This is a genomic window from Pseudoalteromonas sp. 0802, from assembly GCF_013350085.1.
GTDB lineage: Bacteria > Pseudomonadota > Gammaproteobacteria > Enterobacterales > Alteromonadaceae > Pseudoalteromonas.
The window spans coordinates 1-25,727 of sequence record NZ_JABVXE010000029.1; the positions used below are offsets into that span (position 1 = coordinate 1).

Sequence of the window (25,727 nt, forward strand, 5' to 3'; positions counted from 1 at the left end):
TTTGCTTGGTGACAATAGCGTTTTGGACCCACCTGACCCCATGCCGAACTCAGTAGTGAAACGAAACAGCGCCGATGATAGTGTAGCAGCTGCTATGTGAAAGTAGGTCATCGCCAGGCTCCAAATAAGAGAAAGCCCGATTCGAAAGAGTCGGGCTTTTTTGCGTTTTAGCTGTCAGCTTTCAGCCGTCAGACGTCAGCTGAACTGTGGGGTTGTCCTGTACAGAGTCGTCCTCTGCACTTTCCTTGCTTACCCTTCAGGTAGGTTTTGTAGAGCGAAGCGAAACCCAACACGAGTTAGCGAGTTGCTAGTTAGCAAGGGTAAAGTTGAACTGGGGGTTTGTTTAGTACAGAGTCATAATAAGCTCACCCTGTTCATTCTCCAGGTAGGTTGGGTAGAGCGCAGCGAAACCCAACATGAGTTAGCGAGTTGCTAGTTAACAAGGGTAAAGTTGAACTGGGGGGTTGTTTAGTACAGAGTCACCCTCAGCAACAAAACCTCGTAGGAGGCACTTCAGTGCCGAATCTAGACCATAACAAACACATTCACGGCTAAAGTCATTCCTACAAGTACACTTTGCCTAGAGCCTAGAGCCTAGAGCCTAGAGCCTAGAGTCTAGAGCCTAGAGCCTAAAGCCTAGAGCCAGAGGAAGACGCAGCACCAAACACCCACACCGCGCGGCTGAACGCTGACGGCGGAAAGCTGATAGCTCTGTGTTGGATTTCACTTCGCTCTGCCCAACCTACGCCAGACCTTCAAACTTTCCCCTCGCTAACTTTACTCTCGCAACTTGTAACTCATTAACTCATCCCCCAAAAACAAAAACGCCAGCATATAGCTGGCGTTTTTTAATCTGAGGGTAAGCTTGATATTAAGCTTTTGGACCTGCTGATTTGATTGCTTCTGAAACATCGTATTTAGCGAAGTTTTCAGTGAAGTCAGAAGCTAGCTTGTTTGCGTATTCTGCGTACTTCTCTTTATCTTCCCATGTGTTGATTGGGTTAAGAAGTTGGCTGTCTACACCTGGAACTGCAACTGGTACATCTAGGTTTAGAACGTCGATGTGTTGAGTTTCAACATCTGCCAGTTTACCTGATACGATTGCATCAACTACAGCACGTGTAGTCGGGATATCGAAGCGTTGACCAGTACCGTAAGGGCCACCTGTCCAACCTGTGTTAACTAGGTATACTTTAGCGCCGAATTCACGTACACGCTTCATTAGAAGTTCTGCATAAACGCCAGCAGGACGTGGGAAGAACGGAGCACCGAAACATGTTGAGAACGTAGACTCGATGTCGCTTGTTGAACCGATTTCAGTTGAACCTACTTTCGCAGTGTAACCACTTAAGAAGTGGTATGCAGCAGCTTCTTCAGTTAGTACTGAAACTGGTGGCAATACACCACTTACGTCACATGTTAAGAACACAACGGCTTTTGGCTCGCCAGCACGGTTTTCTACTTTACGTTTTTCAACGTGCTCAAGCGGGTAAGCTGCGCGGCTATTTTGTGTCAGGCTTGTATCATGGAAATCTGGTACACGATTTTCGTCAAGTACCACGTTTTCTAAGATTGTACCGAAGCGAATTGCATTCCAAATAACTGGTTCGTTCTTTTGTGAAAGATCGATACATTTAGCGTAACAACCACCTTCGATATTAAATACGCTACCAGGTGCCCAACCGTGCTCGTCATCACCAATAAGGAAACGAGTAGGATCTGCAGATAATGTTGTTTTACCTGTACCAGATAGACCGAAGAATAACGCAGTGTCGCCTGCTTCACCTACGTTTGCAGAGCAGTGCATTGGTAATACACCTTTTGCAGGAAGTAGGAAGTTTTGTACAGAGAACATTGATTTCTTCATTTCGCCTGCGTAGCGCATACCAGCTAGTAGTACTTTACGTTGTGCGAAGTTAATGATTACAGTGCCGTCACTGTTAGTGCCATCACGCTCTGGGTCACATACAAATGAAGGTACATTCATTACCTGCCACTCAGGGAAGTCAGCAGTATTGTATGTTTGAGGTTCGATAAACATGTTTTTGGCAAAAATATGATGCCATGCAGTTTCTGTTGTAACTACAACTGGTAAATAGTGCTCAGGATCAGCGCCAACTTCTAGGTGAGAGATGAAGTGGTCGTTGCTTTTCACGTGTTCTTCTACACGGGCCCATAACGCATCAAACTTGTCTGCATCGAATGGGCGGTTTACGTTGCCCCATTGGATTTCGTTTTCAGTGCTTGGCTCTTGAACAATAAAACGATCTTTTGGAGAGCGGCCAGTGCGTACACCGGTTTTAGCAACAAAAGCACCATTAGCGGCTAGAGTCCCTTCGCCACGACGAATAGCGTGTTCGACAAGTTCAGCTGCTGTAAGATCAACAAAACTAGTAGCGTTTGCAGTCATGTTTATACCTAAATTGTGAGAGATTGAACGGGATAGCTCTGGGGTTCTTAGTTTTCCCTTTTGCTAAAATAATAGTAACAGAAGGATTAGGGATATTCGAGTGTCTGAAGGGCTTAAAAAGGCATATATTTGGCAAAAAACATGAATAATTTCAATGATACCGGTGTCATAAAATGGCGCTTTTTCATGACACCGGTATCATTAGTTTTGATATTTTTTTTAATAAAAAAGCCGCACTGATGGCGGCTTTTAATATAATAATATTTATTATGGTGTATTAATTAAATATGGCTTTAATATCTTGCTCGTTAAAGATGTAATCTTTTAAGCAATAATGACAGCTAATTTTTACTTCACCATTTGCTTGCACGTCGGCAAGTAATTCGTCTTGACCTACATTTACTAATGCAGCAATTGTTTTGTCTCTGCTACAGCCACAACGGAAGCTAATAGACTGTGGTTCGAATAACTGAGGATTATCTTCATGGTAAAGTCGAGTCAGAACAGTATTGGCATCTAAACCTAGCAACTCTTCATCTTTAATCGTGTTACTGATCGCTTCAAGATGAGTGAAGTCTTCAACTGACTTGTCTTTATTTACAGGTAATACTTGCAAGAATAAGCCTGCAGCTTTGGCTGTGTCTGCTGTTACTTCAGTCGCAAACCAAAGACGTGTTTTTAACTGTTCCGATTGCTCAAAATAGTTTTCCAGGCATTTATCTAAGCTATCGTGCTCTAACGGTACAATACCTTGGTATCGCTCACCTTTAGTTGGCGTAATTGTAATAACCATATAGCCATTACCAATTAAGTCTTTTATTGAGCTACCGGTTACTTCACCTTGTAGACGTGCGATGCCTCGCATGTTTTGTTTATCGTCACCATTAATTACCGCATATTTAACAGGGCCGTCGCCTTGTAGTTGAACGGCAATTTCGCCTTCAAACTTTAAAGTAGCTGTTAATAAGCAGGTAGCAACAAGTAGTTCACCTAATAAGGTTTGCACAGGTGCTGGGTAATTATGGTTTGCGATCATCTCTTGATAAGTGTTTTCAATTTGTACGAGTTCGCCACGTACATCGAGCTGATCAAATATATAACGATGAAGTAAATCTTGTTGCATGAGTTGCATTACCTAACTTGATTTCATTTTTAACAGTTCACGTCTTTGCTTCTTATCTGGCTTACGATCAGGATGTGGAGCAAAGAAGCTGTTGTTCTTACGGGCGATAGCATTTGCTTCGCGTTTCTCAATACTAGCTTGAGTTTCTTGATATAAGGTTTGTGCAATGGGGGCACCTTGACGTTTTTCAAGGATCTTTTCGATTGTCACAACCTTTTCGTCGACCCCTTGTAGCAGTTTTACCACTGCACCTACTTCGACAATTTTGCTGGGCTTGGTACGTTGTCCATTATAATGTACTTTGCCGCCTTGCACCATGTCTCGTGCTATTGAGCGGGTTTTATAAAAGCGGGCAGCCCATAACCATTTATCAAGGCGCACGCTTAATTCGTCTTGTTTGTCTTGCGACTTTTGAGTGTTACCTTTTGACACAATTGTGCTCTTTTAAAGCTGCTTATATATAGGCAAAATTTACCATGAAACTTAATCACAAAGAAATAGTCATAGTTATTCCTTGCAGCCCCTGTTTGTCGAAATTACCTTGTTTACAAAGTTTAATATACGTGCGCTTGTTGAATGAAAAATGAAAAGGTACTATAGGCCAGCTATCAAGCAGTAAATTAAAATAAGAAATAGAGTTTATGGATCAACACTTACAACAAGTTAAACAGTTTTTAAACGGCTTACCTCATGCCAAGCTAAGTGCATTTGTAGTGCTGTTAGTTGTTGTTTACATTGCTTTTTTGTCATCTAAGCTGTTTTGGCTTGTGTGGCCAGAACCCGATACAAGAGCACTGCCAGTAACCGGTGTTAACAGCATGGCTAAACGAGTTGAGACAGTCAGCTCTCGCCAAATTATTGAACAAAATCTATTCGGCAAAGTTGTTGTCGGAACTAAGAAACCTGCCGCGAAACAAAATCAAGTCATTAACAACGCCCCTGAAACACGTCTAAGTATTAACCTAACTGGTATTGTTGCGGTCAGCCAAAATGATCAAGCGGGTCTTGCTATTATTGAATCTCAAGGCAAGCAAGAAACCTATGTTGTCGATGATGCAATTAAAGGCACTCGTGCCAAGCTTGCTCAAGTATTACCTGACCGAGTAATTTTAGATGTAAGCGGCCGCTTTGAAACCTTAATGCTGGATGGTCTCGATTTTACTAAAAAAGTGTCTATGCCAGTATTGGCAGAACGTGATGAGTCTGAATTAACCGCAGGCCCTCAGCTTGTCGAAAATAACGAAATTAATGCGACTGAAGATGAAGAAGTAAAAGAAGCGCTTATCGAAACGCGAGAAGAAGTATTAGACGATCCCGGTAAACTATTTGACTACATTCGCGTCTCTCAAGCGATGGTTGATGGCGAGTTAGTGGGTTATCGCTTAAGCCCAGGTAAAGATCCTGCTTTATTCAAGCAGATGGGATTAATGAACAATGATTTAGCTATTGCGATTAATGGCTATCAATTAAATGATTTAAAACAGGCAATGTCAGCAATAAACGAATTACGAAATAGTACTGACGCAAGTATCACTATCGAACGCGATGGTGAGCAAATTGATGTGCAATTTAGCCTGCAATAACTAGCTTTGGAGTTTTTATAGAATGGTTCACGCGCTACACCTCACAAAAATCAAAAAAGGGTTAGCTAAATATGCAGCGCTTTTTTTATTAACAGGATTATCGCTTTCAGTATCTGCTGTTGAGTATGCGGCTAATTTTAAAGGCACTGATATTAATGAATTTATTAATATCGTTGGTAAAAATCTAAATAAAACTGTCATTATTGACCCGAATGTGCGCGGCAAAGTCAATGTGCGCAGTTACGAGCTAATGGACGAGAAGCTTTATTACCAGTTCTTTTTAAATGTACTTGAGGTTTATGGTTATTCAGCTGTAGAGATGGATAACGGTATTATCAAAATTGAAAAAAGTTCTGACGCTAAAAAGTCGAACGTACCGCTGATCACTGAAGATAACCAAGCCAGTGGCGATATGATGGTGACACGTGTTGTACGTGTTAAAAATGTAAGCGTACAAGAGCTTGGCCCTCTAGTTCGTCAATTTAGTGATCAAAAAGATGGCGGCCACGTTGCTAACTTCAATGCAGCAAACGTGATGATGTTGACCGGTCATGCCGCGTCAGTTAACCGTTTAGTTGAAATCATTCGTTCGGTTGACCAAGCCGGTGATAAGCGTGTTGATATCGTAAAACTTAAATTTGCTACCGCTGACGATGTAGTGTCGGTTGTTGAGAATATTTACAAAGATGGTGGCAAAGGGAGTGTTCCTGAGTTTTTAATCCCTAAAGTTGTTGCTGATGGTCGTACTAACAGTGTGATTGTCAGTGGTGAAGCACAAGCGCGTACACGTGCTGTTGAATTGATTAGCCGTTTAGATGGTGAGCTAGAAAACCAAGGTAATACTAAGGTTATCTATCTTAATTACGCCAAAGCAGAAGACCTTGTAAAAGTATTGCAGGGCGTAAGCAAGACATTAGCAGAAGACGCGCAAGGCGGTGCAACAAAAACTCGCTCACGTAATCAAAACGAAACAAGCATTGAAGCACACCCAGATTCAAACTCACTCGTAATCACTGCACAGCCTGACACCATGCGTTCGCTTGAGCAAGTTATTGAACGTCTTGATGTTCGTCGTGCTCAGGTTTTAGTTGAAGCTATTATCGTTGAGGTGTTAGAAGCCGATGGTATCAACTTAGGCTTACAGTGGATTTCAGAGCAAGGCGGCATGATGCAGTTCAACAATGGCACCACAGTACCTGTTGGTTCGTTAGCTGTTGCTGCTGAACAAGCGCGTGATAAAACGATTGAAGGCACGGTAGTCGGTACTGAAACTGGCACTGTGACAAGTACCTCTGAAACACAAGAAGGTGACTTAACAGCACTTGCTTCACTACTTGGTGGTATTAATGGTCTAGCAATGGGTATTGTTAAAAATGACTGGGGTGCAATTATCCAAGCTGTTTCAACGGACACTAACTCTAATATTCTTGCTACGCCGTCTGTAACGACCATGGATAACGAAGAAGCATCAATGATTGTTGGTCAAGAAGTACCTATTATCACAGGTTCGCAAACAGGCTCAAATAACGCTAACCCATTCCAAACAGTTGAACGTCAAGAAGTGGGTGTGAAACTGAAAGTAACACCACAAATCAATGATGGCTCAGCAGTTCAATTAACGATTGAACAAGAGGTTTCAAGTGTAAGTGGTGCGACTGCGGTTGATATTTCAGTAAACAAACGTGCTATTAAAACTACGGTTATGGCTGATGATGGCGGCATGGTTGTACTTGGCGGCTTGATTGATGAAGACGTGCAAGAAAGTGTTTCTAAAGTACCATTATTAGGTGATATTCCGGTACTTGGTCATTTATTCCGCTCAACCAGCACGAGTAAGCGTAAACGTAATCTAATTGTATTTATTCGTCCTACCATTGTACGCGATGGCATCAGCATGAATAAATTGAGCCACTCGAAATATAACTTTATTCGTGGCGAACAACACAAGCAAAAAGAAGATGGTATTGATTTAATGCCGTTGACGGATGCACCAATTCTTCCTGAATGGAATGATGCCTTGATATTACCGCCAACGTACGAAGAGTACCTAAAACAACAAAACGCGAATGAGCGCAACGATGACTAATGCAATTACAGAAATCAATGATGAGCTAGCGTCAGAAGTGCCGGCAAGTCATGATGAGCTACTAACAAGCGATGATCTTGTTAGCTTGCCAACCAAGCGTTTGCCATTCTCGTACGCGCGTCGTACAGGCGTATTATTGAGTAAAGATCAGGATAACTGGACTGTGTATTATCGCGGTGAGTTAGATGTTGATGCTTTACTTGAAGTACGCCGTATTGCGGGTCATGGTTTTTCGCTAGAACAATTACCTGATGACAAATTTGAGCTGTTGCTTGAGGCTTCTTATCAGCGTGATAGTTCTGAAACGCAGCAAATGATGGAAGATATCGGCAACGAGGTTGATTTATTCTCGCTTGCAGATGAATTACCGCAAACTGAAGATCTCCTTGCTGGTGATGACGATGCACCAATCATCAAACTGATCAACGCGATGCTGAGCGAAGCAATTAAAGAAGGTGCTTCAGATATTCATATCGAAACCTTCGAGCAAGAGCTAGTAATTCGCTTTAGGGTTGATGGTGTATTAAAAGAAGTATTAAAGCCGAACCGTAAACTCGCTTCACTGTTAGTGTCGCGTATTAAGGTTATGGCAAAACTAGATATTGCTGAAAAACGTATACCGCAAGATGGTCGTATTAGTTTGCGTATTGCTGGTCGTGCCGTTGATGTGCGTGTATCGACGATGCCATCAAGCTTTGGTGAGCGTGTTGTGCTACGTCTACTTGATAAAAACAACGCGCGCCTGAACCTAGAAGATTTAGGTATGACTGAGCGTAACCGTGAATTGTTTGCTGATTTAATCAGTAAGCCACACGGTATTATCTTAGTAACCGGTCCTACGGGTTCTGGTAAAAGTACCACCTTGTATGCGGGCATGAGCCAAATCAACTCACGAGACCGCAATATTCTTACTGTTGAAGATCCAATCGAGTACGAGATACCAGGTATTGGTCAAACTCAGGTAAATACCAAGGTAGATATGACCTTTGCCCGAGGTTTACGTGCCATCCTTCGTCAAGACCCTGACGTTGTAATGGTCGGTGAGATCCGTGATCTTGAAACAGCACAAATTGGTGTGCAAGCGTCATTAACCGGTCACTTGGTTATGTCGACACTGCATACTAATACAGCTGCTGGTGCTATCACGCGTATGGAAGATATGGGTGTAGAGCCTTTCTTACTGTCATCATCGTTACTCGGTGTATTGTCACAACGTCTTGTACGTACTTTATGTAATAGCTGTAAAGAAGGTCACATTGCTGATGAGCGCGAGTGCCAGTTATTAGGTGTCAATCCTGCTGAACCGCCAACAATTTATCGTGCAGTTGGTTGTGAAGAGTGTAACTTTAATGGTTATCGCGGTCGTACGGGTATTCATGAGTTGCTGGTTGTTGATGAAACAATTCGTGAAATGATCCACAGCGGTAAAGGCGAACAAAGTGTTGAGAAGTACATTCGTAAACATAGCCCAAGTATTCGCCAAGATGGCTGTAATCGCGTACTTGCAGGTCGCACTACCTTAGAAGAAGTCTTGCGTGTAACACGTGAGGAAGGTTAATCATGGCAGCATTTGAATACCGTGCCCTTGATGGCAGAGGTAAAGAGAAAAAAGGCATTCTTGAAGCCGATACGGTAAAGCAAATCCGCCAAACTTTGCGCGATCAAGGTTTAATGCCTTTAGAAGTTGTTGCTGCTGCAGAAGGCGAAAAGCAAACTACTGGGGCAAAGAGCTCTTTATTTGGTAGCTTCTTTAAACCAAAAATTTCGACTTCAGATTTAGCATTAATCACTCGTCAGCTCGCAACCTTAATCCAGTCAGCATTACCTGTTGAAGGGGCTGTCATGGCGGTGGCTGAGCAGTGTGAAAAGCCGCGTTTAAAACGTATGCTAATGGCTGTACGTTCAAAGGTTGTTGAAGGTTATACCTTAGCAGATGGCATGAGTGAGTTTCCGCATGTATTTGATGATTTGTATCGTGCCATGGTGGCAGCCGGTGAAAAATCAGGTCACCTAGACCAAGTTTTAAATCGTTTAGCTGATTACACGGAACAACGTCAGCATATGCGTAGTCAAATCACACAGGCGATGGTTTATCCAACCATTCTGGTGGTATTTGCTATTGCGATTGTCTCTGTATTGTTAGGTACTGTGGTACCAAAAATCCTGAAGACCTTCGAAAAATCAAAACAAGTATTACCCTGGACTACCGAATGGGTAATGGCTGCCAGTAATTTTGTGCAAAACTACTGGTTTATTAGTTTAGTCATTATAACTGTGTTAGCTGTGGCCATTAAGCAAGCGCTTAAGCAGCCGCATATTCGTTACTGGTATGACGAAAAAGTGCTGCATTTACCGGGCATTGGTAAGGTAGCACGCGGTGTTAATACGGCGCGTTTTGCTCGAACTTTAAGTATTTTATCGTCAAGCTCAGTGCCACTACTTGAAGGGATGCGTATCTCAGGTGGTGTACTGGCTAACGAAAAAATGAAAAAGTCAGTGCAAGATGCTGCAACACGTGTGAGTGAAGGGGCGAGTCTTCGTGCTTCACTTCAGCAAACCAAACTTTTCCCACCTATGATGCTGCACATGATAGCCAGTGGTGAAAAATCAGGTGAACTTGAGCAAATGCTTGAGCGTGCTGCAAATAACCAAGATCGTGAGTTTGAGAGCATGGTAAACGTGTCTCTGAAACTATTAGAGCCCGCGATGATTGCTTCAATGGCGGTAATTGTATTGTTTATTGTTATGGCAATACTACAGCCGATTATGGCAATGAATAAGGCTGTAGGTCTTTAAATTAGGGAACACTAGAGCAATTAGCAGCTAACACTGCCGCTCTATAATAAATTTTTGAAGAAAGTTAGAGGTATTTTTGTGAACAAACAGTCAGGTTTCTCATTACTAGAAGTCATGGTAGTACTGGTTATCATCGGTATGATCATGTCAATTGTGGCGCCAAATATCATGGGTCAGCAAGAAGAAGCTGCAATCGATAAAGCGCACTTAGATATTCAACAAATTGAAGATGCGTTAAGCTTATACAAGCTTAAAAACAAAGCGTATCCAACCACAGAGCAAGGCTTAGAAGCGCTAGTAAATAAAACAAGCATTGAGCCAATTCCAAAGCGTTTTCCTGATGGCGGTTTCCTTGAGAAATTACCAGAAGATCCATGGGGTAACCCTTACCAGCTAATCAGCCCAGGAGAAGTTGGTAAAATTGATATCTTCTCAATGGGTCCTGATGGTGAAGCAGGTACTGATGATGACATCGGTAACTGGGATGAAGAAAAGTAATAATGCCTAAATTCAGCCAACTGAACAAAGCTTATACACATCAAGGCTTACTATTATGGTAAGCCTTGGTCGTTTGCGTTTGGCTGGCCGTGCTAAGCACGCGAAAGGGTTTAGCCTCATCGAAATATTAATGGTGCTCGTGGTGATTGGTTTTGTCACCAAAATGGTTGCCTACAGTTTTGATGGTGGTGCTGAAGAAGAACTCGAAAAACAAGCGCTCAGATTACATACTACGATTAATATGGCGTCTGAGTTTGCGATTTTAAATCAGGTTGAGCTGGGTTTTCATCTTGACCAAGATACATTTGAATTTTTAGTTTTTGACGGTGATAAGTGGGTTACGTTTGACCGTGAAAAATTGTTTGCCCCAATTAAGGTTGATGAACGCTTTAAGCTCACTCTTAACCTTGATGATTTAGCCTGGGCACAAGATAACTTATTAGAGCAGTCAAACTGGCGTGAATTAATGAGCGGTGGTGACGAAGACAGCCTACTTGAGCTACAAAAGCTCAAAATACCGCAGGTACTTATTTTATCTTCTGGCGAAGTCAGTGCGTTTCAATTGGTTTACGAGCTTAAAGAAGAGCGTGAACCGCAATATTTTATCGAAGGCGAATTTATGGCCCCGGTAAAGTTTCGTATGGAGCCTGAATAATGAATAAGTCAGCAGGTTTTACCTTACTTGAAGTGATGGTTGCACTGGCTATTTGTGCAATGGCCGGTATTGCCGCAATGCAGGCAACTGGCGAACACATTAATCATCTTTCGTCGATTGAAGAGCAAACTTATGCTTCTTGGGTTGCTGAGAACGTAATGGTTGAGCAACGCGCCAAAGGCGATAAATGGACAGGCAAAAATGGCGTTAAAGGCACTGAAACACTCGCTGGTTTTGAATGGTATTGGCGTCAGGACGTGGTTCCTACTGCTGATAAAACCTTTGTAAAGGTCACCATTAACGTGTTCGCCGATGAAAAGCTTGAATACCCAGTGTATGAGCTTTCTACTTATTTGAATAAAGGTGATAAGTAGTGAAGCAACGCGGTTTTACCTTACTTGAAGTGATTGTCGCCATGGGCATCTTAGCCTTTGTGGTGTTATCGACCCATCAAATACTGGATTCGACAACCAAAGCAAAAGAAGCTTCAGACGAGACGATTGCTGAGTTAAATGGCTTTCAAACTTTATTTCGTTTGATGGACCAAGATTTTAGTCAAATGACTAAACGTCAGGTGCGTAACGAAGCTGGTGATTTTCAAGACACGTATGTGTTAGCTGGTCGCTATATTCTTGATAGCCAATACGATGGTATTGGCTTTGTTCGTGATGGTTGGATTAACCCAATTAACCTACTGCCGCGCTCTGAACTGCAAGCGGTTGGTTACCGCGTTATCGATGACAAGCTTGAGCGAGTGTATCGGGTGTATGTTGATCAACTAGATAACATGGAGCCGCGTTCACAAGTCATTTTGGAAGACATTGAAGACCTTAAATTTGAATTTTTAGATGATAAAGACGAGTGGCAAGAACAGTGGCAAATTAAAGCACTGCCAAAAGCGGTGGCAGTCACTATTCAAAAAATAGAACAGGAACCCATTCGTCGTGTGTTTTTAGTGCCAGGTGAAGGCAAAGTCACTGCCCAAGCAAATAATGGTAATAATAACGGAACGGGTGGTTAGCTATGACTACTATTAAACGTTCTAAAGGTGCTGCGCTTGTTATTGTGCTATTTATTGTGGCGCTAGCAGCTATGTTAGCCGTTGAGATGAGTGCTAATTTAATGGTGCAAGTGCAGCGCAGCAGCAATATTCAAAACCATCAACAGGCTAAATGGTATGCCTTTGCAGCTGAAGAGCTGGCAATTAAAGCACTAAAACAAACTAAAAAAGATGATCCTGATAAAACGCATTTAGAGCAAGTCTGGGCACAGCAGGGTGGAGTCCCTTACCCGGTTGATAATGGTACCTTAAGTGGCACAATTACAGACTTACAAGCATGTTTGAATTTAAATGCATTGCATGTAAAGCCAGATCAACAAACGGATCCAAATAATAAAACGAACCCAGCACATAAGGCATTGTTGGCATTATTAGAAAATATTGAAGACTTGCCAACCGATGAGTCTGAAGAAGCCATGGCCGATAGCGTGTTTGATTGGTTAGACGCTGATAGCATTACCTATCGTTCAGGTGCAGAAGAAGATGAGTACTTATCTCGACAATACCCATATATGACGGCAAATAGCTATTTTGCTTCGACGTCAGAACTTCGTTTAGTAAAAGGCTTTAACCCACTCGTTATGGAGAAACTTTTACCATTTGTGTGTGTTATTCCAGGTAGTGAGTTATTACAAATCAACGTTAATACACTACCTGTAGAAAGTGCCATTATATTAAGCTCGCTTATTGATGGCTTAAGTCTTTCAGGCGCTGAAGCGGTATTATCATCACGTCCTCAAGATGGATATGATGATTTAGAAGCATTTTTTGAAGAGGTTAATCAACAAGGCGCACAAAATGTGAAAGCCGTTGAAGACCTATTCAGTATCAACAGTGAATATTTTAAACTACAAACGCAGGCTGAATTTGCAGAACTGCGTTTTTCGATGACCACCTTACTCCATGCCACTAATGGTACAGTAACGATACTGGCGCGAAAATTTGGAGGCGTACAGTGACAGAGATATTGTTGATCCGTACGGGTCAAACATTAAAAGACAGCCTTAACTGGCTAATTTACTCACCAACAGAACAAGAAATAATTGCTAGCGGCGAAATTGCCAATGCAACACAACTTGGTGAGCTAACAGAGAGAGCACAATCACGGGAAGTGGTTGTACTACTACCAAGTGATCAAGTACAACTAAAAACGGTCGCCTTGCCAACCAAGTGGAGCCGCAAGTTAGAGCAAGCACTTCCTTACATGCTAGAAGAAGAAATAGCCTGTGATGTTGATGACTTATTCATAGCGATTGCAGAGCCAACACTTATTGATGAGAAGCACGCGATTAATATCGCGATGACCGATCGTGAATGGTTTGAGCAATGGCTGGCTGAGTTCAATGAGCATGGCATCGAAGTATATAAAATACTGCCGGATGCTTTATTGTTACCTGATGTCGATGACAACACTCAGTTACGCGCTATTGAGCTTAATGGTCAGTGGCTATGTAAGCAGGGTAACTGGCATATTGCCGCTGTAGAGACAAATTGGCTTGCTGGCTATTTAACAGCATTAGGTAACCCTGATGTTGCACACTTTAGCCCTGCAACGGCTTTTCCTGATACGGTTAACCTTAGTGCTCAAACGCAGCAATACGATTTACCTTTAGCCTTATTTGCTAAGCAGTTACCTGAGGTGAAATTCAACCTTCGCCAAGGTGTTTATCAGCTTAAGAAGAAATCAGCAATTTGGTGGGGCTATTGGCAAAAAGCAGCTATTGCAGCAGGTGTTGCATTAGTTTGCAGTGTTGGTGTTAAGTCGCTTGAGCTTTATAAGTTAAATAACCAGCTTGAAGCGGCAAAAGCTGAAGTGGTTGCTAATTATCAGCGTGCTTTTCCAAATAAAAAAGTGCGTCCTCAGCTTATTCGTAGCCAAATTCGCAGCGAACTTGCATTGATAGAAAGTGGCAGTACAGCTGGCTTCTTAGATTTGACTAACGATCTTGTCTCTATTTTTAGTGAAGTAAAAGACTTCACACCAGAAACTCTTCGCTATGATCAAGGTCGTAACGAATTACGTATTCGTGCGCGCGGCAAAGATTTCCAGTCATTTAGTAAAGTAAAAGCAATTTTAGAACAGCGTGGCTTAACCGTAGATCAAGGCTCGCTAAATAATGATGGTGATTTTGTCGTTGGTGAAATTAAGTTACGAGGTGCGGCATGAAAAACCAAATAATCAATTATTGGCGCTCGTTAAAAGAACAAGAGCAGCAACTTGTAATGGTTGCAGGTGGTGTGTTTGTTATTTTTGTGCTGGTTATGGGGGTCTTTCGTCCACTTAACACGGCTATAGAAAAAGCAGAGCAAGACACAATAAAACAACAAGAGCTGCTAGCATGGGTTGATGAAAGTATTGTTAAACTTAAAGCGAGTGGTAACGCACGTAATACGAGCAGCCGTAGCTTAAGCCAAATCGTTAATAGCACCCGTAATCGTTATCAAATTATCATTAGCAAAATGCAGCCAAATGACAATTCACTTCGTTTAACCATTGACTCTGTTGAGTTTAATAACCTTGTTGAATGGTTGGATGAACTGGTTAATTCACATGGTGTGCTAATCGAGAATTTAGATTTAAGTAAAGATGACAAATCAGGCTTTGTGCGTGTAAGTCGTTTGGTACTAGAGAAGTAAACGATGAAAAGAGTTATTTTATTAATCACAGTGTTTGTGATGTGTTTTTTGGTGTTTACGCTGGTAAAAACACCCGCTGCCGTTGCACTTGATTTAGCTAAGCCGCATTTACCAAAGCAATTACAATTAGGTAAAGCCAGTGGCACGCTATGGGACGGTCGCATTATGCAGGTACGTTTTGATGGTGAGCAATTAAATAATGTGCGTTGGCAGTTATCGGGCTGGTCACTGTTCACAGGTAAATTAGTGGGTACGGTACGCTTTGGTGATCCTCGTGATAAAGCGGATATTTCAGGTCATGGTGACTTTACATATGGCCTCTTTAACCAAGCCATCACTGTGAAAAAGACTACTTTACGCTTAACGGTTGAACGTGCCATGGAGCGTTTACAACTCCCTTTGCCGGTTAGTGCGCAAGGTCGTGTGATTGTAGATTTAGATGAGTACAGCTCAGGCGAGCCATACTGTGAAAGCCTAAGCGGCGAAATCGCGAGCCCGAACATTGATGTGAAAGGAATGAATAACTGGTTTAGCATTGGCCCTCTGAGCGGCCGTTTAAGCTGTAAATCGGGAGATGTAGCAGTACTTGTTGACCCAGAGAACCGTTTAGGGCTTGAAGCTGATGCAGTATTAAAAGCGAATCTTGATTTTAAAGTTGCTGGTTATATTAAACCTGAAGCAAGCTTACCAAAAGAAGTGCATGATGCAGCTAAGTTTCTTGGTCGTCCTGATAACGAAGGCCGTTATCCGCTTAACTTTTAAATTGGATTAATTGAACAGTATGCAATTACCTGAGTTTTCAAAGCAGCAAAGTGAGCTTTTAAGTCAGTTTTTAGCGCAGCATCAAGACGCACTTAGCTTGGCACAAACGCAAGGCTACTTATTTGCGGTGATCTGTGCTCCTGAGCCGCTTGATGTTCACCAGTGGTTAGAAGAGGTTGCACCTGGCTCTGATGGGCAAATGGATGAGCAAGTGCTGTTTGCATTTATGGCCTTGTATCAACAGATCAGCGAACAAGTATTCGAAACGGGTTTTACATTACCTGTGAGCCTACAGCTGAGCTCTCAAGGGCAGCAATACTTAGACATTCAAGAATGTCAGCATTGGAGCCAAGGCTTTATGCATGGTGCACAAGGCTACGTTAACAAGCTATTAAGCGCGCCACAGTTAGCGGATGAGCTTAAAGAGGCGTTGGCTAGTGCACTGCAAAGCTTAGGCTTTTTTACCCTTGAAACGAGTGAAATTGCAGGCCTTGCAACTGATAATGGTCTATCTGAAGGACAATTATGCCAGCAGCAGTATGAAGTTATGAATGAATTCGCCGCTGGCTTTGCTGAGCTAATTGAAGTCGTTGCTGTAAATAGCCAGCTATATAATGATGAGGGCTGGAACTAACCCAGCTCCAATAGGATGTCTGTGCAACCTTTGGCACAGCTTACAACGCCTTTACCTGGCTGATCAGTCTTCAAATTTAAGGTAAGGGCGCCTTTACATACTTCACAGTATAAGGTTTGCCCTTTGCCCAGCTTTTTTAGCATATTGCGTTGTTTGGCAAACGAGTCGCTGGTTTTTTTGTTTAAAGCTGAAAAGTCCATTACTTGTTTAGCCTTTCTTCAAGTGCGTTCGAGACAATACTGCATACGCGGTTTAAGCGTTCGCCATAAAAATATAAGTTAATATCTTTTTCACGGCAGTAGTGTAAGTGAAAAACTTGTAGTTTATCGTCAGTGGTAAATGTCTCTTCAATATACTCAAGCTCTGAATTAGATAAATTCAGCTGTGACTTAATATTATTCTTAGCCATATTTGCCGCAGGACTTCGGTTGACTTTACTGGCGTCTGAAATAAGGCTAACGCCTTCACCTAGCAACCTTTCTCTTGGCTCTTTGATCAAAGGATGATCAATCGTGAAAAGTGCTAAAATAATAAGCACTAAAATAAGAAATTTTTTCATAGCACAATAATCTTTGATCTAAATAAATACGGTATAGGTGCAAGTTTAATAAAATGGTCGTTTTAAAAGCAAGCAGATAAGTTTAAATAATTAAAACGTCGTATTTTCGATCAATCCCTGAAATTTTCTATAGATTGAGTATAATGCTCTATAGATTTAAAGTTTCAGAAATCTTTGAACGTAATGAGATGTATTCTGATTTGCTTATTGGCACAGAGAATCTCTTACTGCAAACATATGTTTGAGTATTATTTCCTAGTGGCGTTGAGGAATTTTAATGGATAAACAGATTAAGGTTAAAAATATCCCAACGGAAGTAAAAATCCAGAAACCGGAAAACGCTTCCCTCGATGATAGATTTAATCCACGTAACCGTATTTATGTCCGAGCTGTAACGGGTTTACACCAACTGTTGAGACAACGGATTGGTTTTGTCGGCATGCTTGCATTTATGCTACTACCTTGGATTAACTTCAAAGGCCAACAAGCTGTGTTGTTTGATTTGGTGGGGCAAAAGTTTAACATTTTTGGTTTAACGCTCTGGCCACAAGATCTGACTATCTTAGCCTTCATATTAATGTTGGCAGCGTTTGCGTTGTTCTTAGTAACGACCTTTTATGGTCGGGTCTGGTGTGGTTATACATGCCCGCAAACCGTTTGGACCTTCATTTTTATTTGGTTTGAAGAAAAATTCGAAGGTAGTGCAAATCAGCGTAAGAAGCTAGATCAACGCCCAATGGACTTTGATAAGTTTTGGCGCAAAAGTGCTAAACACGGCAGCTGGTGGTTATTCTCGCTTTATACCGCATTTACTTTTGTTGGTTACTTTACGCCAATCCGTCAGCTACTGCCTGATCTGTTTACCCTTGATGCAACCGCGTATTCGTATATTTGTCTAGCCGTATTTGCTGTGTGTACCTATGGTAATGCCGGTTGGATGCGCGAGATTATGTGCTTACACATTTGCCCTTATTCTCGCTTTCAGTCAGCTATGTTCGATAAAGATACTTTTACCGTGAGCTATGACGAAGCACGTGGTGAAAGCCGTGGTCCTCGTTCACGTAAGCAAGATCCAAAAGAGCTCGGCTTAGGTGATTGTATCGACTGTAACTTATGTGTGCAGGTCTGCCCAACGGGGATCGATATTCGTAACGGCTTACAATACGAGTGCATTAACTGTGGTGCATGTATCGATGCGTGTGATGGGGTGATGGATAAAATGAATTACCCACGTGGGCTCATTTCCTACACCACAGAGCGTAACTTAGAAACGCCAGACAACAAAACACATGCACTGCGCCCTAAGTTAATTGGCTATTTAGTTATCTTAGTCGTGCTATCAGGGGCGCTAGTAGCGAATATTGCGATGCGCAAACCGATGGAACTCGATATTATTCGTGACCGTAATCAGCTATATCGTGTTGACTTTAATGGTTTAGTCGAAAACACCTATACACTAAAAGTAATTAACAAAGCACAGCATGAGCAAACCTTTAACATTCGTGTTGAAGGACTCGATAACTTTGAGTACATCGGCAAACAAACATTCACAGTACCTTCTGGTGAATCTTATAATGTGCCACTGTCATTAGTTGTTGATCCTTATGATTTGAAAAAGCCCATGACGAAGTTTGAGTTCGTACTTTCTGTCGATGGTGAGCCAGATGTGCAGATTTCGCAGCCGAGTAACTTCTTTAAGGCGCGATAATTAAGTACACTGAGCGAATGAATAAAAAGCGGGATTTTCCCGCTTTTTTTATATGATGAGACATTATGAGTAAATTTAGTTTTGTTGACCTCACACCCGATTCAATTTTAGATGCAGTTGAAAGTATCAGTGTTTATGCTGAATCGGGACTGCTGGCCTTAAATAGCTACGAGAACCGTGTATATCAATTTAAAGCAGAAGATGGTAATCGTTATGTTGTTAAGTTTTACCGACCAGAGCGCTGGAGTAAGGCGCAAATCTTAGAAGAGCATGCGTTTGCATTTGAACTTGCTGAAGCTGAAGTGCCGGTTGTTGCGCCTGTAATTATCGAAGGGCAAAGCTTGTTTGAGCATAATGGTTATTTGTTTGCGTTATTCCCAAGTGTGGGAGGGCGCATTTTTGAAGTCGATAATTTAGATCAACTCGATGTACTTGGCCGCTTAATTGGGCGAATGCACCAAGTAGCTAAGGCAAAGCCATTTGAACATAGGCCTGTAATCAGCTGCGAAGAATACCTTCAGACAGCTAAAGTTCAGTTACAAGCAAGTAACTTGGTGCCAATGGCATTAGAGAACGCCTTTTATACTATTTTAGATTTGGTGATTAAAGAAACCACAGAGCAGTATAAAAATGTTGAAACCATCCGTCTGCACGGCGATTGCCATGCCGGTAATATATTGTGGTCTGGTGATGCGTTAATGTTTGTTGATTTAGATGACAGCCGACAAGGGCCTGCAATTCAAGATCTTTGGATGATGCTCAGTGGCGATCGTAACAACCAACTGTTACAGTTAGACACCTTAGTGGCTGCTTATGAAGAATTTTGCGACTTTGATCACAGCCAATTAAAGTTGATTGAACCACTCAGAGCGATGCGAATGGTGCATTACATGGGGTGGTTGGCAAAAAGATGGGATGATCCTGCGTTCCCACGGAACTTTTCATGGTTTGCTGAAGACAAATACTGGGAGCAGCAAATACTAGCGCTAAAAGAACAGCTTGCAGCGCTACAGGAAGCACCATTAAAATTATTACCATAAATTTTTAAAGTAAAGAAAGACGAGAAAACAATGTTTAAAAAATTAAAGTTAAGTCTACTCATTTTATGTTTACCATTTGCTGCCTTTGCAGCTGATTTTGAAGCAGGCAATCAATACGAAGTATTAAAAGTTAAGAAAAGTGCAACACCTCAAGTAACCGAGTTTTTTTCGTTTTATTGTCCACACTGCTTTCAGTTTGAACCGGTCGCAAAAGCATTAACGGCAAGTCTTCCTGAAGGGGCTGAATTTATAAAAAGCCATGTTAACTTTTTAGGTGGTGTATCTAAGCAAACACAAAGTAACTTAAGCTATGCCTACTTAATTGCTAAGCAACATGGCAAAGGTGAGCAAGTTGCTGATCAAATCTTTAATAGCATCCACAGACAGCGCGCTTTACTAAAAGATATAAAAGACGTGAAAGCATTACTTGCGACCAATGGTATTAGCAACGATGTGTTTGATGCTGAAATTGCAAGTATGCCAGTGATTAGTGCTGAAAAAGCGATGCAAGATAAGCAGCAAAAATATTCAGATATGGGCGCCCTAACTGGTGTACCAACTTTTATCGTCAATGATAAATATAAAATTAATTTAAACACCATCAAGAGCCAGCAGATGCTTGATGAGTTAGTCGAATTTTTATTAAAACAATAATTTTGGAGTAAGAAGTAATGATCAAGTTAGTAAAAGCTGTATTAATGGCTGCCACGCTAGGTTTAGCGGCAAATGCCTCAGCAGCGCAATATGAAGAAGGTAAGCATTATGAAACGATTGATGCGCGCGCTTCTAAAAAGCCAGAAGTAAAAGAGTTCTTCTCATTCTATTGCCCGCACTGTAATACATTTGAGCCTATCGTTGCTGATCTTAAAACGATGCTTAAAGAGGGTGTTAAGTTTAAAAAGAGCCACGTAAATTTTGTTGGCCCTCGCGACCCTGAAATCCAAACTGTTTTAGCACAGGGTTATGCAACTGCAACGGTATTACCAAATAGCGATAAGTTAGTTGCAGCTGTGTTTGATCATATTCACACTAAGCGTGCACGTATTAATGAACTGGCAGACATGAAAGACATCTTCGTAGCACAAGGTGTATCGGCTGAAGATTTTGATAAGTACTACAATAGCTTCTCTGTACGTACTATGGCGTCTAAGATGAAACGCGACCAAGAATATTACCAACAAAAAGGTGCTTTAAAAGGCGTTCCAACTTTTATTGTTAATGGTAAATACCGTGTAATCCTAGGTGCGGATTCAGGTATTAGCGATGCGAAGAGCATGGCAGACTTAATTAACTACCTAGCTGATAAATAAGCTTAGTTAGTTGAATTTAATACAAAGCTCCGTTTGCGGAGCTTTTTTATTGGTAAAGCAAATGCAAAAACTATTAGTTTCAAGCTGTTTGTTAGGAAATCCTGTTCGTTATGACGGGCAATCGCAAAATTTACTCCATCCTGGTTTAGAAGCCCTTAAACAGCAAGGAAGGCTCGTTGCATTCTGCCCTGAAGTAGCTGGGGGCTTACCTACACCAAGGCCGCCTGCCGAAATCAAAGCGGGTAGAGTACTTACCAAAGATGCGCAAGATGTCACAGTGCAGTTTGCTTATGGCGCAGAACAAGCACTTAAGCTTTGCAAAAAGCAGGGCATTCGCTATGCGCTGTTAAAAGAATCAAGCCCATCATGTGGTCGCAATACTATTTACGATGGTAGTCATTCAGGAAAGAAAATTTCAGGGATGGGATTAACTGCAAAGCTGTTAACCGACAATAATATAGCTGTATACAGTGAGCAGCAGTTGCCAGCGCTATTTGCTGCGCTGGCAGATTGATTTTATTTACGTTGTAAAAACACACCTGATTCGATGTGGTGGGTGTAAGGGAATTGATCAAAAATCGCAAAACGTTTTACTTCATGGGTTTTGCATAAGTGATCAAGGTCACGTTCTAAGGTATCTGGGTTACACGAGATATAAATAATATTGTCGTAGTTCGCAACTAGGTCACAAGTTAGTGTGTCCATGCCAGCACGTGGAGGATCCACTAAGATTGTTTGGCAGTTATAGCTTTTCAGGTCTATGCCATCTAAACGAGAGAAAGTACGTTCGCCTTTCATTGCTTGGGTGAACTCTTCACTCGACATACGAATGATATCTAAGTTCTCAACCTTGTTCTGTGCGATATTGTATTGCGCTGAGTAAACCGATGATTTTGAAATCTCAGTGGCTAATACGCGGTCGAATGAGCCTGCAAGAGCAATCGAAAAGTTACCATTCCCACAATATAACTCCAGTAAGTCATTACTGAGAGGTTGGCAAAGGGCTTGTGCCCACTCTAGCATCTTGATGTTTACTTTAGCATTCGGTTGCGTAAAGCTATTTTCGACTTGTTGATAAATAAGCTCTTTACCGTTTACGTTTAAACGCTCGATAACATAGTCATTACCAATCACTTCTTTTTGCTTACGGGCACGGCCAATAAAATCAATCTTAAACTGTGTGCTCAGTTTTGCTTTAAGCTCTTTAATTGCTTGTAGCCACTGCTCATCTAGTTGTTTGTGATACAACAAGCTAACAAGGATCTCGCCACTTAAGCTTGAAAGGTAATCGATTTGAAACAGCTTACGGCGCAGAACTTCATTGTCTTTTAAGTTTTCGATCATCGCTTGCATCACTTCACCCACTAAAGGTGCTGCAGGGTCAAACTCATCTACGCGGATCTTTTCTTTGGTTTGTTGATCAAACATGATGTGAAACAGGTCTTCACCTTCATGCCAAACACGAAACTCTGCACGTTGGCGGTAATGAATAGGATCAGAGCCGAACACTTCTAATTTTTCGACCCCAAAACGTCGAAACTGTGAGGTGATGCGCTGCTCTTTCTCACTCAATTGTGCATCGTATTGAGTTGTATCAATTTTTATAACCGCCATGGCTGATTACCTTTTATCTCTTAGCTTTATAACGGCGCTATTGTAGGGAGCGCTGAGGATTTGTCTAGTTTTGTTATTTATTTTAGTGTCGTTTTTTTATACAAAAAACTTAAGTTTTGTGGTTTTTGGCCGATAATGAGTTAACCATAACATGGAGTCGGATCATGAAAATTGGCAACCTAGGCTATATGCCTAATACAAATGTGAATAAATACAATGGTAAACAGGCACTGCAGCAGCCTACCATTCAAAATCGTCAAGATAGTTATCAGCAACGCGGCAGAGAGCTCGCGGCAAAAGTTCTTGATGATAAACTTGCTGAGGCACTAGGTTTACCTAAAGCCGAAGAGAAAAAAGATAAACCCTTGTTCGACTTTGAAGAGATCGTGAAAAACGTACTCGACTTTGTTGGCGGTGCACTTCGTAAAGCAAAAGCTGATGGTGCTGATGATGAAAAACTCAAAGGCATGCTAGGTGATGCACGTAAAGGTGTGCAAATGGGCATCGACGATGCGTACGATGAGCTTAAAGAGTCAGGTATTCTTAACGATGACATCGAAGAGGGTATCGAAAAGTCTAAAGAAGGTATCTTTAAAGGTATTGATGAATTAGAAGAAGACTTGTTCAATCCTAAACCTAATGCGGTTTCAGTAAGCCAAGCTCAATACATCAGCTTAAGTAATAACGCAGAGTACACTTTCACCACCGCTGAAGGTGACGAAGTAAGTATTAGCTTTGCTGATGCATACGAAAGCAAGTCTGCAAGCAGCTATAGCAAAAATGGTGACAACGAAGCCTTTGTCAGTGAGTCTTCGCAATCACGTGATTTATCATTCTCGATGTCGGTCAATGGTGATTTAAATGAGCAAGAGCAGCAAGCTATCAATGAATTGATGAAAGACTTACAAAGCGTTAGCGAAACATTCTTCTCTGGTTCATTAGAAGATGCCTTTGAACAAGCTAAAGAGCTTAACTTAGGTAACGAGCAACTCGTTGGCTTTACGATGGATCTGAAACAAACCAAAACAGTAGCAGCTATCAAAGGGTATGAAGAATATAAACCTGCTCCCGAAAAAGAAGTTGCTGAGAAAATAGCGCCATTTAATGACGACTTGAAACAGGCGTTTAATAAAGCGGGTGACATAGGTTTGCAAAATGAACTGGCTGGCATCTTACAGTGGTTAAACCAAGATAAAGAAGAAGTCAGTAAGCTGGTGGATTACACCAAAGCAATGTTTGAGCAAATGAATAAGCTTCGCTCGGCAACAGAAGAAGAGGCTTAGTCCTTTCTTTCTTTTTATAAAGCTGCATGGCAAACTGCTGACCTTTGATGATCCGAGGTAAGCAGTTTGTCAGTTCATATAATGGTGTTTGATTCTGGTATAGGTGGAACAACCGTACTTGAACAGATCCAAGCATTGATCCCAAATGCTGATTATAGTTATTTTATGGACAATGCTTTATTGCCTTATGGCGCGCAAAGTCAGCAAACGATCATAGCTCGCCTTTTTGCGCTACTACAGTTTATCGAAACAGCAAACTTACACGTTGATATCCTAGTTATTGCGTGTAATACCGCCTCTACCTCTGCCTTAGAAACTATTCGCCAGCACACAAATATAGAAGTTGTCGGGGTAGTACCTGCGATAAAACCCGCTTGCGCTATAAGTAACAGCAAACATATTGGTTTACTGGCAACACCATCAACCATCAAGAGTCGCTATACTGCAAACTTAATTAGTACTCATAGCCAAGAGACACAAGTCAGCTTATATGGCTCAACTGAGCTGGTAGAAATTGCTGAAACACTATTTCATACACAGAGACTCAATAAAGCAAAGCTTGAGAAAGTATTGAGTGATTTAGCGATAGCAGAAGATATAGATGTATTGGTACTTGGCTGTACACACTTTCCATTACTAGCCAGCGCGATTAGTGACTACTATAAACAACAGATCTTCCTTATTGACTCAGGCAAAGCGATTGCTAAGCGCGTTGAAAGTTTAATTGCTCTACGAGGCTTTACTCTTACTACAGATAAAAAAAAGCCGCTGCACTATTATGCAACGGCTCCTATTGGTCATTCGCAATTAAGCGTTGAGCTTATTACGCTGACTGATCAGATCCCTCACGAAAGCTGTTAGCTTCGTTCTCTTGTTTTTGTTTTGCTTCACGCACTTTTAAAGTACGTTGTTGGAATTCGCTATCATTTAATTGATTGATTGCTTTATCTGCATCAGCTTCAGCCATTTCAACAAAACCAAAGCCACGACGTTTACCTGTATTTTTATCTTTTAATAAACGTACATTGAAAACTTTGCCTTGTTCTTCGAATAAAGCACGAACAACACCTTCATTAGCACGATAAGGTAGGTTGCCAACATAAAGTGTTTTTGTTTTTACTTCGGCCTCCTCACTTGACGCTGATGAAAGTGCTGCAATAACTAAAGCACCAATTAATAAGCCTGCACCAAATAGCAATGCTGGGTCTAAAGCTAAGCTTGCAAGTGCGAACTTAACAACCACAAAACCTAAAACAGCAAGAATAACGGAGAAAAGAAAAGATTTTTGATCGGGTAATTTCATTTTGATCTACCAATAAACAAGAAATAAACATTAATTTAACATTGTGAACTTGCTATCTTAACGAGTTAAATGAACATAGCAATGAAATTTGCATTAAATTATGAATATTGGCTTAAAAAACAGCCATAATAGCGACCGTTTTTGCTGTTTTCGGTAAATTTAGTTTGCTTTTTGAGCGAACAGTAAAAAGATCGAAAAAAAGTGTTGATCTGTTTTTGGATCTCCCTATAATGCGACCCCACTGACACGGCGGGCAGCAACGAAAGGCGCTGAACAACGTAGCAGAGAGTTAAGTGAAACTTCGGTTTCAAATAATCGAAAGAAAGTTTGAAATTAAGTGTTGACTCGAAAATTTAAGGATGTATTATACGCATCCCTAGCGACAACGTCGCAACGTTCTTTAACAATATAAAGCAATCATCTGTGTGGGCACTCGTACAGATTGAGTTCTAACAGCGAAGCTTAGTTTACTAAGTAACGCAAACAAATTTAGAGTCTCAAATGTAACTGAGTGACTTCATAGTCAATTCGATATCGAAAGGTATCACAATCAGAATTCATTGAGCATGGTTTGAAGTTTACTTCAAACAAAAAACTTTTAATTGAAGAGTTTGATCATGGCTCAGATTGAACGCTGGCGGCAGGCCTAACACATGCAAGTCGAGC

At 41.4% G+C, this 25,727-nt stretch carries 27 protein-coding genes and 2 rRNA genes; 22 read left to right on the top strand and 7 right to left on the bottom strand.

The annotated features are described in order from the left end of the window. Positions 1–4 precede the first annotated feature (4 nt). Positions 5–119: ribosomal RNA gene (gene rrf / locus HUS61_RS19955) — 5S ribosomal RNA — on the top strand. A gap of 752 nt (positions 120–871) precedes the next feature. On the opposite strand, the gene HUS61_RS19960 is transcribed toward rrf, so the two are convergent. The 3 genes from HUS61_RS19960 to hslR all read right to left on the bottom strand — a co-directional run bounded on the left by HUS61_RS19960 (position 872) and on the right by hslR (position 3,968). Then, positions 872–2,410 carry a phosphoenolpyruvate carboxykinase gene (locus tag HUS61_RS19960; protein WP_055199452.1) on the bottom strand — a complete coding sequence of 513 codons (1,539 nt, stop codon included), beginning with the start codon at positions 2,408–2,410 and terminating at the stop codon, positions 872–874. Positions 2,411–2,687: 277 nt separating this feature from the next. Then, the gene (gene hslO / locus HUS61_RS19965; RefSeq protein ID WP_058584593.1) at positions 2,688–3,533 is read right to left on the bottom strand and encodes an Hsp33 family molecular chaperone HslO; all 846 of its coding nucleotides are present in this window, start codon (positions 3,531–3,533) and stop codon (positions 2,688–2,690) included. A 12-nt stretch (positions 3,534–3,545) separates the two neighbouring features. Further along, entirely contained in the window at positions 3,546–3,968 is a 423-nt protein-coding gene (gene hslR, locus HUS61_RS19970) for a ribosome-associated heat shock protein Hsp15 (RefSeq protein WP_370316790.1), read from the bottom strand. Positions 3,969–4,174: 206 nt separating this feature from the next. On the opposite strand from hslR, the gene gspC reads away from it, so the two are divergent. The 13 genes from gspC (at position 4,175) to HUS61_RS20035 (ending at position 16,244) form a co-directional block, all read left to right on the top strand. Continuing rightward, positions 4,175–5,116 carry a type II secretion system protein GspC gene (gene gspC, locus HUS61_RS19975; protein WP_175083520.1) on the top strand — a complete coding sequence of 314 codons (942 nt, stop codon included), beginning with the start codon at positions 4,175–4,177 and terminating at the stop codon, positions 5,114–5,116. A 22-nt stretch (positions 5,117–5,138) separates the two neighbouring features. Further along, positions 5,139–7,202, top strand: coding sequence for a type II secretion system secretin GspD (gspD, locus tag HUS61_RS19980; RefSeq protein WP_054564049.1), 2,064 nt, complete (start codon positions 5,139–5,141; stop codon positions 7,200–7,202). Further along, on the top strand, positions 7,195–8,760 hold the full coding sequence (gene gspE / locus HUS61_RS19985; protein WP_058584590.1) for a type II secretion system ATPase GspE: 1,566 nt from the start codon (positions 7,195–7,197) through the stop codon (positions 8,758–8,760). Before gspD ends, gspE begins: the two co-directional genes overlap by 8 nt. Before the next feature lie 2 nt (positions 8,761–8,762). Beyond that, entirely contained in the window at positions 8,763–9,998 is a 1,236-nt protein-coding gene (gene gspF / locus HUS61_RS19990; RefSeq protein WP_175080952.1) for a type II secretion system inner membrane protein GspF, read from the top strand. Positions 9,999–10,076: 78 nt separating this feature from the next. Next, complete coding sequence (gspG, locus tag HUS61_RS19995; protein ID WP_282658500.1) at positions 10,077–10,496, top strand: type II secretion system major pseudopilin GspG; 420 nt, start codon at positions 10,077–10,079, stop codon at positions 10,494–10,496. 55 nt (positions 10,497–10,551) lie between these two features. Then, positions 10,552–11,151: a prepilin-type N-terminal cleavage/methylation domain-containing protein gene (locus tag HUS61_RS20000; RefSeq protein ID WP_054564053.1), complete on the top strand. Its 600-nt coding sequence runs from the start codon at positions 10,552–10,554 to the stop codon at positions 11,149–11,151. Beyond that, the gene (gspI, locus tag HUS61_RS20005; protein ID WP_054564054.1) at positions 11,151–11,525 is read left to right on the top strand and encodes a type II secretion system minor pseudopilin GspI; all 375 of its coding nucleotides are present in this window, start codon (positions 11,151–11,153) and stop codon (positions 11,523–11,525) included. Before HUS61_RS20000 ends, gspI begins: the two co-directional genes overlap by 1 nt. Continuing rightward, a complete protein-coding gene (gspJ, locus tag HUS61_RS20010; RefSeq protein WP_175083519.1) occupies positions 11,525–12,172 on the top strand; it encodes a type II secretion system minor pseudopilin GspJ in 648 nt (215 codons plus the stop codon). Before gspI ends, gspJ begins: the two co-directional genes overlap by 1 nt. A 2-nt stretch (positions 12,173–12,174) precedes the next feature. Further along, complete coding sequence (gene gspK / locus HUS61_RS20015) at positions 12,175–13,170, top strand: type II secretion system minor pseudopilin GspK (protein ID WP_063528134.1); 996 nt, start codon at positions 12,175–12,177, stop codon at positions 13,168–13,170. Then, the gene (gspL, locus tag HUS61_RS20020; protein ID WP_175083518.1) at positions 13,167–14,378 is read left to right on the top strand and encodes a type II secretion system protein GspL; all 1,212 of its coding nucleotides are present in this window, start codon (positions 13,167–13,169) and stop codon (positions 14,376–14,378) included. The genes gspK and gspL overlap by 4 nt, the downstream gene beginning before the upstream one ends. Next, on the top strand, positions 14,375–14,848 hold the full coding sequence (gspM, locus tag HUS61_RS20025; RefSeq protein ID WP_175083517.1) for a type II secretion system protein GspM: 474 nt from the start codon (positions 14,375–14,377) through the stop codon (positions 14,846–14,848). The genes gspL and gspM overlap by 4 nt, the downstream gene beginning before the upstream one ends. Positions 14,849–14,851: 3 nt before the next feature. Next, a complete protein-coding gene (locus tag HUS61_RS20030; protein ID WP_175080947.1) occupies positions 14,852–15,610 on the top strand; it encodes a type II secretion system protein N in 759 nt (252 codons plus the stop codon). Between the two features lie 19 nt (positions 15,611–15,629). Next, a complete protein-coding gene (locus HUS61_RS20035) occupies positions 15,630–16,244 on the top strand; it encodes a YecA family protein (RefSeq protein ID WP_175083521.1) in 615 nt (204 codons plus the stop codon). Here the strand turns inward: HUS61_RS20035 and HUS61_RS20040 are convergent. Both HUS61_RS20040 and HUS61_RS20045 read right to left on the bottom strand, forming a co-directional pair. Then, on the bottom strand, positions 16,241–16,444 hold the full coding sequence (locus HUS61_RS20040; protein WP_054564061.1) for a hypothetical protein: 204 nt from the start codon (positions 16,442–16,444) through the stop codon (positions 16,241–16,243). The two genes, HUS61_RS20035 and HUS61_RS20040, sit on opposite strands and share 4 nt — an antisense overlap. After that, positions 16,444–16,803, bottom strand: coding sequence for a hypothetical protein (locus tag HUS61_RS20045; protein WP_054564062.1), 360 nt, complete (start codon positions 16,801–16,803; stop codon positions 16,444–16,446). Before HUS61_RS20045 ends, HUS61_RS20040 begins: the two co-directional genes overlap by 1 nt. Positions 16,804–17,080: 277 nt before the next feature. Between HUS61_RS20045 and ccoG the strand changes: the two genes are divergently transcribed. From ccoG to HUS61_RS20070, 5 genes are all read left to right on the top strand, one after another. Continuing rightward, positions 17,081–18,511, top strand: coding sequence for a cytochrome c oxidase accessory protein CcoG (gene ccoG / locus HUS61_RS20050; RefSeq protein ID WP_175083516.1), 1,431 nt, complete (start codon positions 17,081–17,083; stop codon positions 18,509–18,511). Between the two features lie 65 nt (positions 18,512–18,576). Further along, positions 18,577–19,551, top strand: coding sequence for a serine/threonine protein kinase (locus HUS61_RS20055; RefSeq protein ID WP_175083515.1), 975 nt, complete (start codon positions 18,577–18,579; stop codon positions 19,549–19,551). 30 nt (positions 19,552–19,581) lie between these two features. Next, positions 19,582–20,205 (top strand): thiol:disulfide interchange protein DsbA/DsbL, encoded by a 624-nt coding sequence (locus HUS61_RS20060; RefSeq protein WP_175083514.1) that lies wholly within the window; start codon positions 19,582–19,584, stop codon positions 20,203–20,205. Between the two features lie 17 nt (positions 20,206–20,222). Beyond that, positions 20,223–20,861 carry a thiol:disulfide interchange protein DsbA/DsbL gene (locus HUS61_RS20065; RefSeq protein ID WP_175083513.1) on the top strand — a complete coding sequence of 213 codons (639 nt, stop codon included), beginning with the start codon at positions 20,223–20,225 and terminating at the stop codon, positions 20,859–20,861. Between the two features lie 61 nt (positions 20,862–20,922). Next, positions 20,923–21,375 carry a DUF523 domain-containing protein gene (locus HUS61_RS20070; RefSeq protein ID WP_058584579.1) on the top strand — a complete coding sequence of 151 codons (453 nt, stop codon included), beginning with the start codon at positions 20,923–20,925 and terminating at the stop codon, positions 21,373–21,375. Between the two features lie 2 nt (positions 21,376–21,377). Here the strand turns inward: HUS61_RS20070 and trmA are convergent, their stop codons facing one another. Then, positions 21,378–22,475 carry a tRNA (uridine(54)-C5)-methyltransferase TrmA gene (trmA, locus tag HUS61_RS20075; RefSeq protein ID WP_175083512.1) on the bottom strand — a complete coding sequence of 366 codons (1,098 nt, stop codon included), beginning with the start codon at positions 22,473–22,475 and terminating at the stop codon, positions 21,378–21,380. Between the two features lie 164 nt (positions 22,476–22,639). Here trmA and HUS61_RS20080 point away from each other — a divergent pair, with 164 nt between their 5' ends. Both HUS61_RS20080 and murI read left to right on the top strand, forming a co-directional pair. Continuing rightward, positions 22,640–23,758 (top strand): DUF5610 domain-containing protein, encoded by a 1,119-nt coding sequence (locus HUS61_RS20080; RefSeq protein WP_175080942.1) that lies wholly within the window; start codon positions 22,640–22,642, stop codon positions 23,756–23,758. 66 nt (positions 23,759–23,824) lie between these two features. After that, complete coding sequence (gene murI / locus HUS61_RS20085; protein ID WP_175080941.1) at positions 23,825–24,619, top strand: glutamate racemase; 795 nt, start codon at positions 23,825–23,827, stop codon at positions 24,617–24,619. Here the strand turns inward: murI and HUS61_RS20090 are convergent. Continuing rightward, the gene (locus tag HUS61_RS20090; protein ID WP_054564068.1) at positions 24,582–25,061 is read right to left on the bottom strand and encodes an RNA-binding protein; all 480 of its coding nucleotides are present in this window, start codon (positions 25,059–25,061) and stop codon (positions 24,582–24,584) included. The genes murI and HUS61_RS20090 overlap by 38 nt on opposite strands. Positions 25,062–25,660: 599 nt before the next feature. Here HUS61_RS20090 and HUS61_RS20095 point away from each other — a divergent pair. Further along, a 16S ribosomal RNA gene (locus HUS61_RS20095) occupies positions 25,661–25,727 on the top strand; the annotation flags it as partial.